Source organism: Alphaproteobacteria bacterium (genome assembly GCA_016722515.1).
In the GTDB taxonomy this organism is placed as follows: Bacteria; Pseudomonadota; Alphaproteobacteria; order Rickettsiales; family JADKJE01; genus JADKJE01.
The window spans coordinates 330498-347315 of record JADKJE010000002.1 but is presented as its reverse complement, the minus strand read 5'-3'; the positions used below and the strand labels follow the sequence as shown (position 1 = coordinate 347315).

Annotated in this window: 16 protein-coding genes; 7 read left to right on the top strand and 9 right to left on the bottom strand. The window is 43.6% G+C overall.

The features are described from left to right. Positions 1-224 precede the first annotated feature (224 nt). Positions 225-779, bottom strand: a complete 555-nt coding sequence (ddpX, locus tag IPP74_06350) for a D-alanyl-D-alanine dipeptidase (protein MBL0318892.1) — start codon at positions 777-779, stop codon at positions 225-227. Next, positions 776-1105, bottom strand: a complete 330-nt coding sequence (locus IPP74_06345) for a 4a-hydroxytetrahydrobiopterin dehydratase (GenBank protein ID MBL0318891.1) — start codon at positions 1103-1105, stop codon at positions 776-778. The genes ddpX and IPP74_06345 overlap by 4 nt, the downstream gene beginning before the upstream one ends. 68 nt (positions 1106-1173) lie before the next feature. Between IPP74_06345 and tsaB the strand changes: the two genes are divergently transcribed. The 7 genes from tsaB (at position 1174) to IPP74_06310 (ending at position 6878) form a co-directional block, all read left to right on the top strand. Continuing rightward, entirely contained in the window at positions 1174-1872 is a 699-nt protein-coding gene (gene tsaB, locus IPP74_06340; protein MBL0318890.1) for a tRNA (adenosine(37)-N6)-threonylcarbamoyltransferase complex dimerization subunit type 1 TsaB, read from the top strand. A 72-nt stretch (positions 1873-1944) separates the two neighbouring features. After that, positions 1945-2604, top strand: a complete 660-nt coding sequence (locus IPP74_06335; GenBank protein MBL0318889.1) for a porin family protein — start codon at positions 1945-1947, stop codon at positions 2602-2604. 109 nt (positions 2605-2713) lie between these two features. Continuing rightward, complete coding sequence (locus tag IPP74_06330; GenBank protein MBL0318888.1) at positions 2714-3658, top strand: ribose-phosphate pyrophosphokinase; 945 nt, start codon at positions 2714-2716, stop codon at positions 3656-3658. A gap of 22 nt (positions 3659-3680) precedes the next feature. Beyond that, on the top strand, positions 3681-4373 hold the full coding sequence (locus IPP74_06325; GenBank protein ID MBL0318887.1) for a 50S ribosomal protein L25/general stress protein Ctc: 693 nt from the start codon (positions 3681-3683) through the stop codon (positions 4371-4373). A gap of 26 nt (positions 4374-4399) precedes the next feature. Then, on the top strand, positions 4400-4966 hold the full coding sequence (locus IPP74_06320; protein MBL0318886.1) for an aminoacyl-tRNA hydrolase: 567 nt from the start codon (positions 4400-4402) through the stop codon (positions 4964-4966). A 14-nt stretch (positions 4967-4980) separates the two neighbouring features. Beyond that, entirely contained in the window at positions 4981-6081 is a 1101-nt protein-coding gene (gene ychF, locus IPP74_06315) for a redox-regulated ATPase YchF (GenBank protein MBL0318885.1), read from the top strand. Positions 6082-6086: 5 nt separating this feature from the next. Further along, complete coding sequence (locus IPP74_06310) at positions 6087-6878, top strand: FKBP-type peptidyl-prolyl cis-trans isomerase (GenBank protein MBL0318884.1); 792 nt, start codon at positions 6087-6089, stop codon at positions 6876-6878. A 14-nt stretch (positions 6879-6892) separates the two neighbouring features. Here the strand turns inward: IPP74_06310 and IPP74_06305 are convergent, their stop codons facing one another. The 7 genes from IPP74_06305 to IPP74_06275 form a co-directional block, all read right to left on the bottom strand. Continuing rightward, positions 6893-7567 (bottom strand): M50 family metallopeptidase, encoded by a 675-nt coding sequence (locus IPP74_06305; protein MBL0318883.1) that lies wholly within the window; start codon positions 7565-7567, stop codon positions 6893-6895. A gap of 16 nt (positions 7568-7583) precedes the next feature. Further along, entirely contained in the window at positions 7584-8126 is a 543-nt protein-coding gene (locus IPP74_06300; protein MBL0318882.1) for an RDD family protein, read from the bottom strand. 2 nt (positions 8127-8128) lie between these two features. Next, positions 8129-8878 (bottom strand): 5'/3'-nucleotidase SurE, encoded by a 750-nt coding sequence (gene surE / locus IPP74_06295; GenBank protein ID MBL0318881.1) that lies wholly within the window; start codon positions 8876-8878, stop codon positions 8129-8131. Positions 8879-8884: 6 nt separating this feature from the next. Beyond that, entirely contained in the window at positions 8885-10159 is a 1275-nt protein-coding gene (gene serS / locus IPP74_06290) for a serine--tRNA ligase (GenBank protein ID MBL0318880.1), read from the bottom strand. Next, on the bottom strand, positions 10134-10919 hold the full coding sequence (tatC, locus tag IPP74_06285) for a twin-arginine translocase subunit TatC (protein ID MBL0318879.1): 786 nt from the start codon (positions 10917-10919) through the stop codon (positions 10134-10136). Before tatC ends, serS begins: the two co-directional genes overlap by 26 nt. Before the next feature lie 137 nt (positions 10920-11056). Continuing rightward, the gene (locus IPP74_06280) at positions 11057-15940 is read right to left on the bottom strand and encodes an NAD-glutamate dehydrogenase (GenBank protein ID MBL0318878.1); all 4884 of its coding nucleotides are present in this window, start codon (positions 15938-15940) and stop codon (positions 11057-11059) included. Between the two features lie 231 nt (positions 15941-16171). Beyond that, a complete protein-coding gene (locus IPP74_06275; protein MBL0318877.1) occupies positions 16172-16672 on the bottom strand; it encodes a CarD family transcriptional regulator in 501 nt (166 codons plus the stop codon). Positions 16673-16818 lie beyond the last annotated feature (146 nt).

The following is a 16818-nucleotide window of genomic DNA, read 5'->3' as shown; positions in this document are numbered from 1 at the left end:
CAGGTGTTACCTATGTCACCGGTCTATACAACCATAAGGAGGGGGGAGGCATGCATTACTTAGTGATGAATGAAAATGATAAGTGGCTCTGGTTAGGAAACTCTAGATAAGCATTTTAACCTAGAACATAATGTCTATTCAGGATTTCTGACTCTCTCACCCCATTCTAACTGCTCTTTTGGGGGTTAAATCAAACATGCTCCACAGCAAAAATTAAGCTCGCCCTACATCAAGCCTGTTTGCGCATCTTCGTCTTTAATAATGGAATAACTACGCGACTGAAAGAGTTGGTAATGCCACCATTCATTGCGATAGAAATCCCAACCTGCTGCCGTCATAATGCCCAACAAGATAAATCGGTTGTGCTGGGATTCCTTAGAAATATTAGTAACACCATGATGCGACAACGGAATAAGGGCATCAAAAGCAGTTCCCATATCTAACTCATTTCCCTGTGCATCTATCAGGGTTAAATCGACTGCTACCCCTCTACAATGGGGCATGGAGCCCGTTTCAGGGTTTGAAATAAAATTAGGATCAGGCGTGTGCTTCCATAAAACCCATTGCGCTTCATGCGGCCTGAACCCATCAAACACTTTTAACCGATAACCTAATTCTTTTGCTAATGTGATTGCTTTTTGCAAAGCCGCGGCGGCATCTATATGCAAATAACAATCAGCCCGACGATAAATAGGCATCCCTGTAAAATTGCTGGATGTTGCATACACCAAATCCAACTCAATATCAAATTCAGGCTTTTTAATCGCGATCAGATTCATATGCTCAATCCATTAATACGTTGTGCTACGATAAAATCATTAAGATGCAATCCTGATATAGCATGTGTCTGCAATTCAATCCTTACATACCCCCAACCAAAACTGATGTCAGGATGGTGCTTTGCTTCCTCTGCTATATCACCCACATTATTGACGAAGGCCAGCGCTTCCTTAAAATTCTTGAAGGTGAAGTAACGGCTGAGAATCATTTTATCTTCATCACACATCCACTCAGGCACGCTTTTAAGGTAATGCTGAATCTGCTCCAGGGATAATGACGGCTCCCCCTTATGACAAGGCACACATTGCTGATTCTTTAAATCCATACTAAACCCTTTGATGATTGGTTACATTACGCTAGAATGAGGCAACATTTTTATTGGTAATAGACATTATGCCCTTACTTGCCTTTGATACAAGTCAAAATTCAGCTTCAGTGGCTGTCCTGCACCAGGGAGTGGTGGTTGCAGAAAGCACCGATACGGACGCAAATCGACAAGCCGAACGATTATTATCATTAATAGAAAAAACCCTTACCAAAGCAGCGCTTGAATGGCCAGCCATCACAAGGGTTGGTGTAACCATAGGGCCTGGCAGCTTTACAGGCGTTCGCATTGGCATTGCTGCCGCTAAAGGATTATGCCTACCTGGAGCCATTCCTTTACACGGAATAAGCTGCCTGCTCGTGCAGGCCTGGGCAGCACAACAGATCATTCAAAGTCAGACTTTTGCTTCTATGCCCACGGAAATAATGGTGGTCATGGATGCGCGGCGACAACACGTTTACTCACAACGATTTGGCCCCACCCTCCAAGCGCTTTCGTCCCCCGCGTTATGTTCGTATGAAGAAGCTGCGCAACATATTCAGGCCCATACCTGCCTTGTTGGCTCAGCCATTGATCTTTTATTGCCCTACATACTAAACCCCTCATGCATCCTTATCCGTGATATGCTGCTTAACGCATCCATCGTCGCACAAGCGATTGAGTTTTATCTGAAGACCAGTGAGGAAAGCAACCTGATGTCTACGTCTACGATTGAACCTCTTTATATTCGCCCTCCTGACGCAAAACCGCAGAGCATCCCCTTCTAAAATATTCGTTGCCCTCCACATAAAATCTACTTATACTGCAAGGCATTGATTCATTGAAAACTGGAGATCACCATGAAACATTTAACAATCGCTAGTCTGTTTGCTATTTCTGTTTTGGCCGCTACCAGCGCGCAAGCTCAGCGCCCTGCACCTTCATCATTTTATGGAAGCATCAATGCAGATCTTGCCTTGCCAAGCGATTCCGATGTGAAAGGTGTGGTATCTGGTGATGTAAAATATGGGTTCAGCAGCGGTGGTAATTTCGCTATCGGGTATCAAACAGCAGAATCAAAAGGCGCATTTGGTCGCTTCCGTGTTGAGTTAGAAGGCGGTATGTATCGTTATGGCCTAGACTCAGTAACCGCTGGCTTGGTTACCAATTCAGACCCTAAGGGCGATTTGTCTATGTATACCGTTATGGGCAATCTTTTGTATGATATCAAAACACCTTACATCGTCACCCCTTATGTTGGTGTTGGTGTTGGTGAAGCATTTATCAGTTACCCTCGTAAGGATAATTTAGGAAACACCGATTCAACTGATTCAAACTTTGCCTACCAGTTCATGGCCGGCCTTTCCTATTCCCCAGAATCGATGCCTCAATCAGACGTGTTCTTTGGCTATCGTTATCTGAATGCAGGCACCCCCGAATACCCGACTATTGGTGGCAAGGTTAAAATTGATTCTGTTGAAGCCAGCAACCTTGAACTTGGCTACCGATATCATTTCTAAGCTTTGGCATCGGGACTCATTGGTTTTGGGTTAAATTTCTGATTTACAAAGAAACCTTTACCTGATATGCTGCCACACCCTAATATCAAACCATTTCGTGGAAAGTGACATGAAGATCCTGTCATGCAGTAGTAACATTCCTCTTGCCCAAGATATCTGTGCCCAGCTTGGCACGGCCTTGACGGGTGCTGACATCAAGCGTTTTGCTGACCAGGAAGTCTTTGTCGAAATCAACGAAAATGTGCGTGGGTGCGATGTCTTCGTTATACAGCCCACCTCTTATCCTGCCAATGACCATATCATGGAATTGCTCGTATCGTTAGATGCGTTGCGTCGGGCATCCGCTAAACGTATTACGGCCGTTATCCCCTATTTTGGATACGCCAGACAAGACCGCAAGCCCGGCCCCAGAACACCTATTTCTGCAAAATTAGTTGCGAATTTAATTACCTCAGCTGGCGCTAATCGGGTTCTGACACTCGATCTTCATGCTGGACAAATCCAGGGCTTCTTTGACATTCCAGTTGATAACCTGTATGCTGCACCGGTTTTTGTCCGTGATATTTGCAGCCACTTCAGCCAAGACAACCTCACCGTTGTCTCTCCTGATGTAGGCGGCGTAGTGCGGGCACGGGCGATTGCCAGGCATCTGAATGCCGATCTGGCGATTGTTGATAAACGTCGGGAGCGCGCTGGTGTTTCTGAAGTGATGAATATTATTGGCGATGTTAGCGACAGACATTGTGTCATGGTTGATGATATCGTTGATTCTGCTGGGACGTTATGTAATGCAGCAACTGCCCTTATGAAAGAAGGGGCGTTATCTGTTTCTGCTTATGTAACCCACGGCGTGTTATCGGGTAAAGCTGTTGAACGTGTTGCTAACTCAGCACTTAAAGAATTAGTCATTACCGATAGCATCAAGCCAACGGAAGCTGTCCTTTCCACTGGCAATATACGTATTCTTACCATCGCCCCTTTGTTGGCCGAAGCCATCAAGCGGGTTGCAGAAGAAGAGTCTGTATCAAGTTTATTTGAAGTGCATTGCACATAAAGAGATAACAAGGAGTTCAAGTATGTCACAAGCTATCGAATTACAAGCTAATTTACGCCAAGGAACCGGAACCGGTGATGCCCGTTCTTTACGCAGACAAAATCAGTTACCTGGTGTTGTATATGGCGGAAGCATCGAGCCAATGCATGTTGCCATCGATTCTTCTGCGCTTCACAAAGCTTATTTAAACGGCGGTTTTTATTCTAGAGTCGTTAATTTGAAATTAGGCAATGAAACTATTCGCGTTTTACCTCGTGAAGTTCAACTTCACCCAGTAACGGATGCACCTTTACATGCGGATTTCCTTCGTCTAGTAAAAGGCCATACCGTAACTGTGAACGTACGCGTTATTGTTAAAGGCGCTGAAAAATCTCCCGGTATCAAACGCGGTGGTAACCTTAATCTTGTTCGCCACGAAGTACAGTTTGAGTGCGATTCTGAGCATATTCCTGATTCTATCACTATCGATGTAAGCGGCCTTGAAATTGGTGATAGCGTTCATATCAGCCATGTTCAATTACCACAAGGCGCCACCCCAACCATTAAAGACCGCGATTTTACGGTTGCGACGATTGTTGGCCGTCTCAGTGAAACAGAAGCTCAACCAGGCGCTGACGCTGCTACACCTGGTGCTGCAGCTGCCGCACCAGCGGCTGCTAAAGCTCCTGCTGCAAAAGCTCCTGCTGCAAAACCGGCTGCTGGGAAAAAGGGCTAGATTTCTAATCTAGTTTTAACATTCTCATGTTAATTGTTGGCCTAGGAAATCCTGGAAAGCAGTACGAATCAACACGTCATAATGTTGGTTTTATGGTTATGGATCGTGTTGCTTCTGAATATGGGTTTCCTGCTTTTAAGGAAAAGTTTCAGGGGCTATTTTCAGAAGGGATGGTTGCGGGTCAGAAAGTTTACCTCTTAAAACCTCTGACCTTCATGAATCTTTCTGGCCAATCGGTACGCAGTTGTTGCCAGTTTTTTCGTATCCCCACCGAGAAGCTCGTCGTTGTCCATGATGACCTTGATCTGACCTGTGGAAAAATTCGTGTAAAAAATGGCGGTGGGAATGGCGGGCATAATGGACTCAAAAGCATTGATAGCTGCCTTGATGTCAATTACACCCGCATTCGTTTTGGCATTGACCATCCGGGTCATGCCCAGGATGTCGCCCATTATGTCCTTAGTTCTTTTTCAAAAGAAGAGCGTGGCATAGTCGATGATGTTATTAAACACATTAGCCAGTTTATGTCTTTGATTTTAACCGGCGATTATGATCATTTTATGTCAAAAGTTGCTCAATCCAAAAGCGTCTAACCTAAGGAGTCGATATGGGATTTAATTGTGGTATTGTTGGTCTGCCAAATGTTGGCAAGTCTACTCTCTTTAATGCATTGACCAGTACCGCAGCGGCAGAAGCTGCCAATTATCCGTTTTGTACCATTGAACCCAATGTAGGACGCGTTTCGGTACCAGATGAACGTTTGACCACCCTGGCTGCGATTGCTGGATCCAAAGCCATCATCCCAACCCAACTGGAATTTGTTGATATTGCCGGACTAGTAAAAGGCGCCAGTAAAGGGGAAGGGCTGGGGAATCAATTCTTGGGTCATATCCGCGAAGTCGATGCTATCATCCAGGTATTGCGGTGTTTTGAAGATGGTGATGTCACTCACGTTGAAGGAACCGTCGATCCGTTGCGCGATGCTGACATTGTGGAAACAGAACTAATCTTTGCCGATCTCGATAGCATTGAACGCAGGCTTCCTAATCTGCAGAAAAAAGCCAAGTCAGGCGATAAGGAAAGCAATGAAATCCTTCCGATTCTTGAAGCGGTTAAACAGGTGCTTGAACAAGGCAAACCTGCCCGGACTGTTAAGCTTGACCCTAACCAGGTAAAGCATTTCAAACAACTTCAACTCCTTACGGCAAAACCTTTGGTGTATGTTTGCAATGTTGCCGAACATGAAGTCCAAACAGGTAACGTACATAGCGAGAAAGTAAAGCAAAAGGCCGCTGCCGAGAAAGCCAGCGCTGTTATTATTTCTGCCAAAATTGAAGCAGAAATTTCTGCTCTCCAGGATGAAGCAGAAAAACAAGAATTTCTAAGTTCGCTTGGCCTTAGCGAAACTGGATTAAGCCAGATTATCCGAGAAGGCTATGCTGTCCTTAATTTAAATACCTTCTTTACCATTGGCCCAAAAGAAGCACATGCCTGGACCGTTCTCAAAGGTGCTGTTGCCCCTCAGGCTGCCGGCGCCATCCATACTGACTTTGAGAAAGGCTTTATTCGCGCTGAAACTATCTCCTATCATGACTTTGTTTCCTGCAAGGGTGAACAAGGCGCAAAAGAATCTGGTAAAATGAGACTTGAAGGAAAAGAGTATCTCGTGCAAGATGGAGATATATTCCATTTTAGATTTAATGTTTAGGCCCTATGAAAAAAAATGCTTCGGAAGGACTGATCCCCAATAGAGTTATTTTTTGGCTAACCATTGCCGTTATTGTTTATGCTGTTTTTAATGCAGTTAAAGACGACAATAACAGCGCAGACAAAAAAAAGAAAAAAGCAGAACAAGAACAATCTGCCACGGCTGAGGTCCCTAAAACACCTCACGTTGTTACCGCCGAACACAATCATTTGATCTTAAAAACGCAGAACGCTCAACCCGCATTACAGCCCAGCGCACAGCAACAAGCCGCTACATCTTCGCCGATCCCTATGCCTCCACCAGGTTCTTCGGCTCCGGAGACATCCTCTGGCGAAGGGCATTCGATGGTTGAACGGATGGTAGCCCGCTATCTTGCTCCCACATTGCAGAAATCAGTTGAGACACAAATTGATGCCCGCATGGAACAATTGCATCGGCAAAAGAAGCTGATGGCAGCCAATCCCAAAAGCCAAAGAATGGAACTTAAAACCTTTGATAACATCATCGGCAAAGGCAATATCATCCGTCAAGGCAGCGTGGTGGAATTTGATATCACCCTTTGGTATTTTGATGGCCTTGAAGTCATGCCTAAACGCACCGTCACCATCATTGAAGGGCACAGTCAAATTTACGAGGGGGTTGAACAAGGCCTGATCGGCATGAAAGAAGGCGGAACCCGTACCTTAATTATCCCTGTTCATCTCTTAACTTCTAGAAATGACAATGTGTTAGGCGCGGTCACTTTTTATCCAGAAACAGGGTTACTGGCAGAGGTCGAAGTAAAAGACGTTAAATAAAAGGCGCCAAACACTTACCACCCGTTCATGCAATGATCTATCCAGATAAACCGCATCGTAATCACCGCCATAGCAAACCAACACATTAACCACACAGGGGTTGGCGCAGATAAGAGATCACTCAGGCTTTGTGCATCCACATCCATCTGTAGAAACACAGAATCGATCGGCACCAGCATAACGCTTATAATCAATGAAAGGCTGATGATTTTATAGAAGATGCGTACGCCCACAACTCTGCGCAGCGGGATAATCATAATTAATCCAAAACAGACTAATTCTCCAAGCAACAAAGCATTATCAGATTTACCAACGAATAAAATGGTGATACCCACCAGCAACGCAGCGATGGTCGCAGCAAAATTACCCAGTTTGGGCGACATTATTTGCGCTGAATAGTAAATTAGGACGCCACCGAATATATTTCCCATATAGCCAGCAAACAGCGGTATCCATAAATCATGATGCGTAAAGACAGCTTTTACATTGCCTTTTGCAAAATCAAGCGACATAAACTTGCCACCACTTAAGACAGCGACCATACCTTGGCTAAATTCATGAAAAAACAATCCCAGCCACCTGACTGGAATATCTAACAATGGCAGAAAATAGATCGCTATCGCTACCCCGAGCGCCAATAGGAACTGCTCCGTCCGCTGATGAATAATTTTCTCAATTGTATTGAGCATATCTCCCCGGTGGTTCTCAACACGTTTCTAAATAGCGTTTCAACTTATTTTCGTGAATTACCACTGTGTGTGATATGATATCATGCCACCCCTGTCCTTTACTGCTAAAAACAATCCAGATAAACCCCAACCCCAATGGTAGGGTTGCCAACATATACCCCATGAGTCGAATCACGTATTGTTTTTTGGAGGGTTCCGCCAACGTCTCAGCATCGACTATTTTTAATTTAAACAGCGTTTTGCCCGGTGTAGCATTTTTAGAAATCCAAAAAAGAAAAATTAAAGCCAGTAAAAATAGGGATTGCAGGATATAACTGGTTATGAATTTCCCAAAGATGATTTGATCCTTATGAGTCACAATGCGATTTGCTATTTCATAACTGGACATATCGCCAAACATCATCTTATTAAAGATGGCAAACAAGGGAACAATAATGATGCAGCTGAGAATTAAATCAATAAAGGTTGCCAACAACCTGATAAGCGCTGATGCATAAGGAGGTTTATTCTCTAACACTGCTTTTGCCTTTTTCTGAGCAATTGTTTTATATAATAGCATTGTTAATCTCCCATTTCTGCTGTTAGGGTTAGTAGTGTAGCATGATCCGTCAATCCAAGACAAAGCGGGGTAATAGACGTATATCCGCCATACACTGCATGGATATCGGTACCCATAACCGTATTATCTTCGATTCGTCTTTTTCCTATTGTGAAACATCTTTGGTTAAATTCATCTAAATGGCTGATTAAATTTCCACCAATTTTTCGTTTTCCAAGCGATGTTCGTTTGATTCCTTTGGATGGACCGGCTGGAAAATTAACATTCAGGCAAAAAGGTTCACTCATTGAAGGCAACAAAAGGTGGCGAAGGACATGTAGGCCATGCTCTTGGGTAAAATCCCAAGAGAGTGGATGTGTATCCGTATAATATTGACTCAGGCAAATAGAGTTAATCCCAGACAACATGGCTTCAAACCCGGCAGAGACCGTACCAGAATACAGAACATCATCACCTAGATTTGCACCACGATTTATACCAGACAAGACTAAGTCGGGTTTTTTATGGAGCATAATTTCATTAATGGCCAGCATCACACAATCGGTCGGCGTACCATTAATGCTGAATCTTTGGGTAGCATGCTGCGTGATATAAAGCGGACGCTGTAGCGTTACCGAATGGCCACAACCGCTTTGATCACTTTCAGGAGCAATCACCCACACATCTGACGACAGGTTACATGCCAGTCGGTAAAGCAATTCAATCCCGTCGGCATTATAACCATCATCATTCGTGATCAGAATTCGCAACATTCCTGTCTACACTAACGGTTTGATAACACTAAGACCATCCATATACGGCAACAAGGCTGAAGGTATCCGCACGCTACCATCTTGCTCTTGATAATTCTCCAGAATAGCCACGATGGTCCTTCCTATCGCCAATCCAGACCCATTGAGTGTGTGAATCAAATGGGTGTGTTTTTCTCCCTGAACTCGATGTCGTGCTTTCATGCGGCGCGCTTGAAAATCGCCACAATTTGAACAGCTGGAAATCTCCCGGTAAGCCTTTTGGCCAGGAAGCCACACGTTAATATCATAGGTTTTCTGCGAAGCAAATCCAGTATCTTGCGAACATAACAACATCACTTCATAAGGAAGCTCCAATCGTTGCAACACGGTCTCAGCTGCACTTAACATACGCTGATGTTCTTTTTCCGATTCCTGGGCAATGGTAGCACTCACCATTTCGACTTTACTGAACTGGTGCTGACGAATCATGCCCCGCGTATCTTTCCCCGCTGATCCAGCCTCAGAACGAAAACAAGGCGTGTAGGCCGTAAAGCGGAATGGAAGCTTATCAGTGTCCCATATAGCATCTCTCACCAAATTAGTCAGCGAAACTTCCGATGTTGGAATGAGCCAATGCCCCGTATTTGTCTTAAATGAATCTTCTCCAAATTTTGGAAGCTGGGTGGTCCCAAACATGGTTTGGTCCTTAACTAACAAAGGAGGCACCACTTCCTGATAACCAAATTCTCGTGTATGGATATCCAGCATAAAGTTAGCCAGCGCCCGCTCCAATCTGGCAAGTCCTGATCGCAACACCACAAAACGACTGCCCGATAATTGCGCTGCCGCCTCAAAATCCATCATTCCCAGCTTTTCACCTATTTCCCAATGCTCTTTGGGTTCAAATGCAAATGATTTAGGCTCTCCCCATTTTTTTACGACCACATTATCTTTCTCGCTCTCACCATAGGGAACTTCATCGATAAGTATATTAGGAAGCCAGGATAATGTTTCAGCCAACGGATCATGATCCTGAATGGATTTTTCTTTTTCGGCTAGTTGCAGATTAATCTGTTTAGATTCTTCTAATAAGGCAGAGGCATCAAGGCCTTTGGATTTTGCCTGGCCTACTTCTTTAGCAATTTGATTCCGCTTAGCTTGAAGCAGTTGAACTTCAGACATTGATTCACGGCGTTGTTTATCCAATTCCAGCAATTCGGATGAACGTGTCTTTTCACCTCGTTTTTGCATGGCTTGATCAAAGGTTTCGGGATGTTCACGTATCCACTGAATGTCGAGCATAACGCAGTTTCCTCCTTTCAATAAGTTTACCAGTCCATATAGAACATTCGTACAAGAAGCATAACGGTAAGGAAAGTGAAATTTGACTCAAAACATCTGGAGGAGTCAATATAGCACCAATGATAAAGATAATGACGATAGCAATCCTACGTTTTTTAGCCAAAGACTGCGATGAGATTAAACCGGCTGCAATCAAGGCCACAAGCAATACAGGCATTTGAAATGCTACTCCAAATGCCATCACCAGCTGCATCACTAAATCCAGATAATCACTGATCCTGGCTTCCAGCTGAATTGCTAAATGCCCCGATCCTCCCAAGGTTTCAAATCCAACAAAGAATTTCCATGCAAACGGAATAAGCACATAGTAAGCAAATGCCGCACCCATAAAAAAGAGAGCAGGCACCGCAACGAAGAATGGCATTACCAATTGCTTTTCATGCTTATAGAGCCCAGGCGCTATGAAACGGTAAATCTGATTAGCCATAATCGGAAACGTTAAAAACAAAGCCGCAAAGAAAGAGACTTTCATGTAGGTCATGAATGCTTCGGTCAGTGCCGTATAGATCAATCGGCGATCCTCCCCTTTTAATACATCAGCAAGTGGCACTAATAAAAACTGATAAATGTCTTCGGCATAAAAATATGCTGCGCAAAACAAAGCAAGGAACAAACCCGCGCAGAGGACGACCCTGCGCCTGAGTTCGGCAAAATGCGCCAGTAACGGCGCCTCCATTAATTCGCTTTGTGGTTCATTCATAGGGCATTTCTACTATTTCAGCACAGATCGGTATAAATCTGCGATGGTGGCAGGCAAGCGCAGTGCTTTGTTGCTTTCACACCACCCACCTTTTGGCATCCCCTCTTCCCAATAGAGGAGAGGATGCATTAAAGATTCTAACCAATCGCCGCCAAAGACTCAACCCGTTTCACCGCTATAAGCAATACGGGGAAGTCAAGTTTGCTTTGCGACTGTATATCCACAATAAAACGCTCATAGCGTTCCAGCTCTTTGACATATTCGTTCCACCAGGCATTGAGCGCAATGGCTGCACTCTGTTGCTTTTTGCAATGCGCAAGAACCGATGATGTCAAACGCATCTGTTGGATATACAGATCGCCAATAATGGTCTTAAGCGATAATCTTTCCCAATAATTACCCAGTGGCAAATTATTCATCTGCGAACGTAACCAGCCAATATGCAGTTTAGTCCCCAATAGGAAATAAATTTCGCCAACGAGACCAGGAGCTTCTTTACCAGCTTGCGCTGCTTTGACAATATCGCATGCGGATGGGAGCGCCACCAATTTTGCGATATGCGAAGCTAGCGCTTTAGGAATACCAGCATCAACATAGCGGGTGCACCGCGCATCAAATGCATTTTTGGCAACCGGTGCCAAGATGTTTTCGAGGCAATCCACTAATTGTTGAACACCGTCTTTATATTGATTCACAACAGCTTCGATATCAAGCGGCTGGGTATAATTTCTTAATAACCAGAAAATGACCCGTTCCAGAAGATTCCTCAGTTCCCAATGAATATTGGATAATTCATCTACGGAGACCTTACCATCTAGTTTCTCAAGCTCATCCCAAATTTTTGGAAGCTGATAGATATCACGCGCAGCAACATAGGCACGTGCCGTATCACACGCTTTCAAACTGGTATCTTCAACCACCTGGTTATAAAAACTGCTGCCCATCCGGTTAACAAAATCATTGGTGATGATCGTTGCGATAATTTCGCGTTTTAACTGATGGTTCATCAATTCCGCTGTATATTTCTTGCGTAATAAGGATGGGAAATAATCAAGGAATTCGCCATTAAAATACGTACTGTCCGGTACATGAGAATCAAGGATCTCGGTGTAAAGATTTAACTTGCTATACGCAAGCAATACGCAGAGCTCTGGACGTGTTAGTGACATCTTGCCTTCTGATCTTAACTTGGTAACCGCTTCACTATCAGGCAAGAATTCAATGGAACGATTTAATAATGACGACTGCTCCAACCGAGTCATAAAACGATCATGCAGCTCAAGGCTGGTTGGCCCCTGGCTCATAGCGATAGTCACCGCCTGCGTTTGTAAGTAATTGTCGCGCAAAACCAGCATTCCGACATCATCCGTCATATCCGCCAAAAACTTGTTACGTGCTTCTAACGACATATTATGGTTTTCGGCAATTGCCGTCATGGCAATTTTGATATTCACCTCATGGTCGGAACAATCCACACCGGCCGAATTATCCATCGCATCGGTGTTGATACGCCCGCCAGCACGTGCATATTCAATACGCCCTAATTGGGTGCATCCCAAATTTCCGCCTTCACCCACGACTTTACAGCGTAACTCACTGCCATTGACCCTGAAAGCATCATTGGCTTTGTCACCGACTTGTTCGTTGGTTTCGGTTTTCGATTTGACGTAGGTTCCAATACCTCCGTTCCACATAAGTTCAGCTGGCGCCAGCAAGATAGCCCTAATCAGCTCATCGGGCGTGCATTCTGCACGATGAAAATCAAGTGCTTCCTGAGCTTCGCTAGAGAGCTTAATCAATTTACTGGAGCGCTCGAAAATGCCGCCCCCCTTAGAAATAAGCTTAGGATCGTAATCCATCCACGACGAACGTGGTTTTTCAAATAAGCGTTTACGTTCTTCAAACGATATCGCTGCATTGGGATTAGGGTCAATGAAAATATGGATATGGTTAAAGGCTGCTAGTAATTTAATATGGTTAGACAAGAGCATACCATTGCCAAAAACATCTCCGGCCATATCGCCGATTCCCACGGTAGTGAAATCTTCCTGAGCGATATTTTTACCCATTTCATGGAAATGCCGCTCAACCGATACCCAACCACCTCGAGCCGTAATACCCATTTTCTTATGATCATAGCCAGCAGAACCACCCGATGCAAAAGCATCCCCCAGCCAGAATCCATAATGTTCTGATACAGCATTGGCAATATCAGAGAAAGTTGCCGTGCCTTTGTCAGCCGCTACGACTAAATACGGATCATCGTCATCATAACGAGTTACCTGCTTAGGATGCACCACGTTGCCTGACACGATATTATCCGTAAGATCTAACAACCCAGAAAGGAAGGTTTTATAGCAAGCAATCCCTTCAGCAAGAGCCTGTTCACGCGTTCCACCCACGGGTGGTTTTTTAACAACAAACCCACCCTTGGAGCCAACTGGCACGATGACCACGTTTTTAACCATCTGAGCCTTAACCAATCCCAGAATTTCTGTACGAAAATCTTCTGGACGGTCCGACCAGCGAATACCACCACGAGCCACTTTACCACCACGCAAATGAATACCTTCTACCCGAGACGAATAGACAAATATTTCGGCATATGGTTTAGGCAATGGCATGTCCGGAACCATTTCTGAACGAACCTTGAAGGAAATATAATCCTTTGGACCGCCCGATTCGGCAACCTGGTAATAATTGGTCCTCAACGTTGCTTTAACCAAAGCAACGAATCGACGCAAAATGATATCCTCAGCAATATTCGTCACTCGTTGCAATTCTTCCTCGATGCTTTTTTGAATAGAGGCCGATTTATCCGATGTTTTCGCTGCTTTTGGTTCCTTGCCATTTAATTCAAATCGCTGAACGAATAAATCACGAATAAGGCGAGACACCTCAGGATATTTCGCAAGTGCTAGCTCAATCAGTTCCTGACTATAATGGAAGCGGATTTGCCTTAAATAACGGGCATAGGCTCTTATTAACATTACTTCACGGTAGTTAAATCCCGCAATGAGGATAAGTTTATTATAGGCATCATCATCTGCCTCTCCCGACCAAATCCGGAAAAGTGCTTCCTCAAATTTTTGCTTAATTTGCACCAGCGGTTGTTTATTGCCTTCTCCCAACGTCAAGCGGTAGTGATGGACCCAAATGGCTCTGCCTGCATCATCAAAATTAACTGGAAAACTTTGGGAATCAATCGCTCGCAATCCCATATTCTCAAGCTTAGGCATAATATCAGACAAGACTAGCTGTTGATCAGGATTAAATATTTTGAGATGCACAATTTTTTTATCGTCATCTGAACTTTCGTAAAGATTGAATACCGTTTTCTTCTCTTTGAGCGCTTGCTCGATGGGTTCAATATCATAAAAGCCGCATTTGGGAGCAAATTTGTTTTTATACCCAGCCGGAAACGCATTCGCATATTTGCGGTATAAACTATCGCCGACACTTTCATCCATTCGCGCAACTAACTCATCATGCAACGAATCATTCCATGAAAAAGCGGCCTCTACCAACTTGGCTTCAAGACTATTGATATCATATTTAGGTATCGCACCAGGGTCTGTTTTCACAATAATCTGTAAACGCGCCATTTTGGAATCAGATATTTGTGTATAGCGATTGGCAACCGTCCCACTAAAGGCCTTCGTAAGGATTGTCTCAAACTCGTTTTGCAACGAAGTAGACACACGATCTCGGGGAACAAAGATAATGCAGCTCATAAAACGTTCAAAACGGTCTTTACGAACGAACAGACGTATTCTTGGCCTGATTTCAAGGGCAATAATACCCACACAGGTTTCGTAAAGATCATCCACAGATATCTGCAGCAATTCATCCCGAGGAAACGCTTCAAGTACAGCAACAACCTCTTTACCACTATGCCCCTCAGAAGCAAAGCCGGCTTTGCTAATCACTTTTTGAATTTTCTTACGAATTAAGGGAATAAGGCTGGCACTTTGGAAGTACACCCTGGAAGTAAACAAGCCCAAAAAGCGATGCTCTCCGACCACGTTCCCCTGTTGATCGAAACGCTTTATCCCAATAACATCCATATAGACGTTACGATGCACTTGCGAAAGGCGGTTTGATTTGGTGATCTCGATCAATTCCTCATTTTTTACGAAATGGAGAACTTCAGGAGGTAAGGCTTGTAAGCCAACGGGCTCAGAGGTAGCATCCTTGTAACGATACACACCAAGCTCTGATCCTGGCAAAATCCTCAAACAATCCTGACCTTTCTCATCGACGAATTCATACTCAACACTGCCTAAAAAGGTAAAATTATTATCACGTGCCCACATCAAGAAAGCTTCCACTTCCTCTACTTCAGACTTTTCAATTTTTTCAGGAAGATAGGATAATTCAAGAATTTCTCTATCAAGCTGTTTTAGCATATGCTTCCAATCCTCAACCGCAAAACGCGTTTTCGTAAGGACTTCATGCAACATGCTCTCGAGTAGCTTATGGTATTTTTTATCGGAAAGGTAGGTGATCTGAATGTGAACAACTGATTCACGCTTAACCTCCTCACCTTTGGAGTTATAAGGCAGCAATCCTTTGATCTCACCTTTGGTATCCCTTTTAATAGACAACACGGGGTGAATCAAAAGATAGACCTGGTATCCTAACCGGTTAAGAGCGCTTGATACTGAATCAATGATAAAAGGCATATCATCATTGACCATCTCGATAATCGTGTAATGGGATGTCCAGCCATTCTCTTCTGTTTTAGGATTATAAATTCTGATTTTAGATGCACCCACCTTCCGTTTAGACGAAAACTCGTACAGTGATTCAGAAATTTTGAATAGATCATCGTAAGAATAAGCCGCCAAATCCTCACCACTGACCTGATGAAAGAGCTGTTCTATAAAGCCCTTAAGCAATGCCGGGGCACCTTTGGGACCTTTATCCGTAATAGCTTTAATAATTTTCGCTGTTTCTTTGTAGACAACTTTAGGCATATCGGCCGACCTCACATCTATTTCAGTGCTCGCGTTTTCCATATAAGGATCCTTAATCTGGCCCAAAAAGGGCATATCATAACTTATAGTGAGATTATTAAAAATTTCTATAGGAAAGTTAAAAACATGGAAATAATATGAGAATTAATTCAAAAACCGGGATTACGCACTCGTTTGAACACTAAAAATAGCGCTGATCACAAATGTGTCTTTCTTCCATTACCCGGATTTTCAGACTCTTTTCAAAACGTAAGGAGACGAGCCAAAGGCGAATTAAGCGGCTTGTTTTATTTTGAGTATATCGAAAACCAAAAGCTTAGCCTGATCACGATTTAGCGATTCAATAGCAGAAAGCTCATCAATAAAACGCTTGAAAGCAGAATCATAAATTTGACGTTCGCTATAAGAACAATCTGGATTTTCAATATTACGATGAAGATCACGGACAACAGTAGCCAGCGATGATAAATTACCTGAGTTAATAAGCGACTCAAACAATTGGGCTCTGCGACTCCACATGCCACGATGATTGGTTGGCCTTGTTTTAAGGACGGCCAGGGCCTCCTGCAATTCTTTTTTAGTACTTAATTTACGTAAACCTGCAGCAATAATGTTTTTAACAGGAACATGAACCGTCATTTTGTCTTGGGGAAAAGATATAACAAGTACATCAACAGAAATACCACCAACTACTTGAGCAATTTTTGAGGTTACTACACCGACTCCGTGGGTGGGATATACAACATGATCATTCAAAGAAAAAGCATTCATCATTACGTTAGAGCCTCGGCGTTAATAAATTGTTAACCCATACCAAACAGTCACTGTACCACAGAACCCAGCAAAGATAAACAAAAAACAACCACATTGATAAAGGTGCATTTAAAGATTGCATTATTATAATTAAAATGTATAATTAC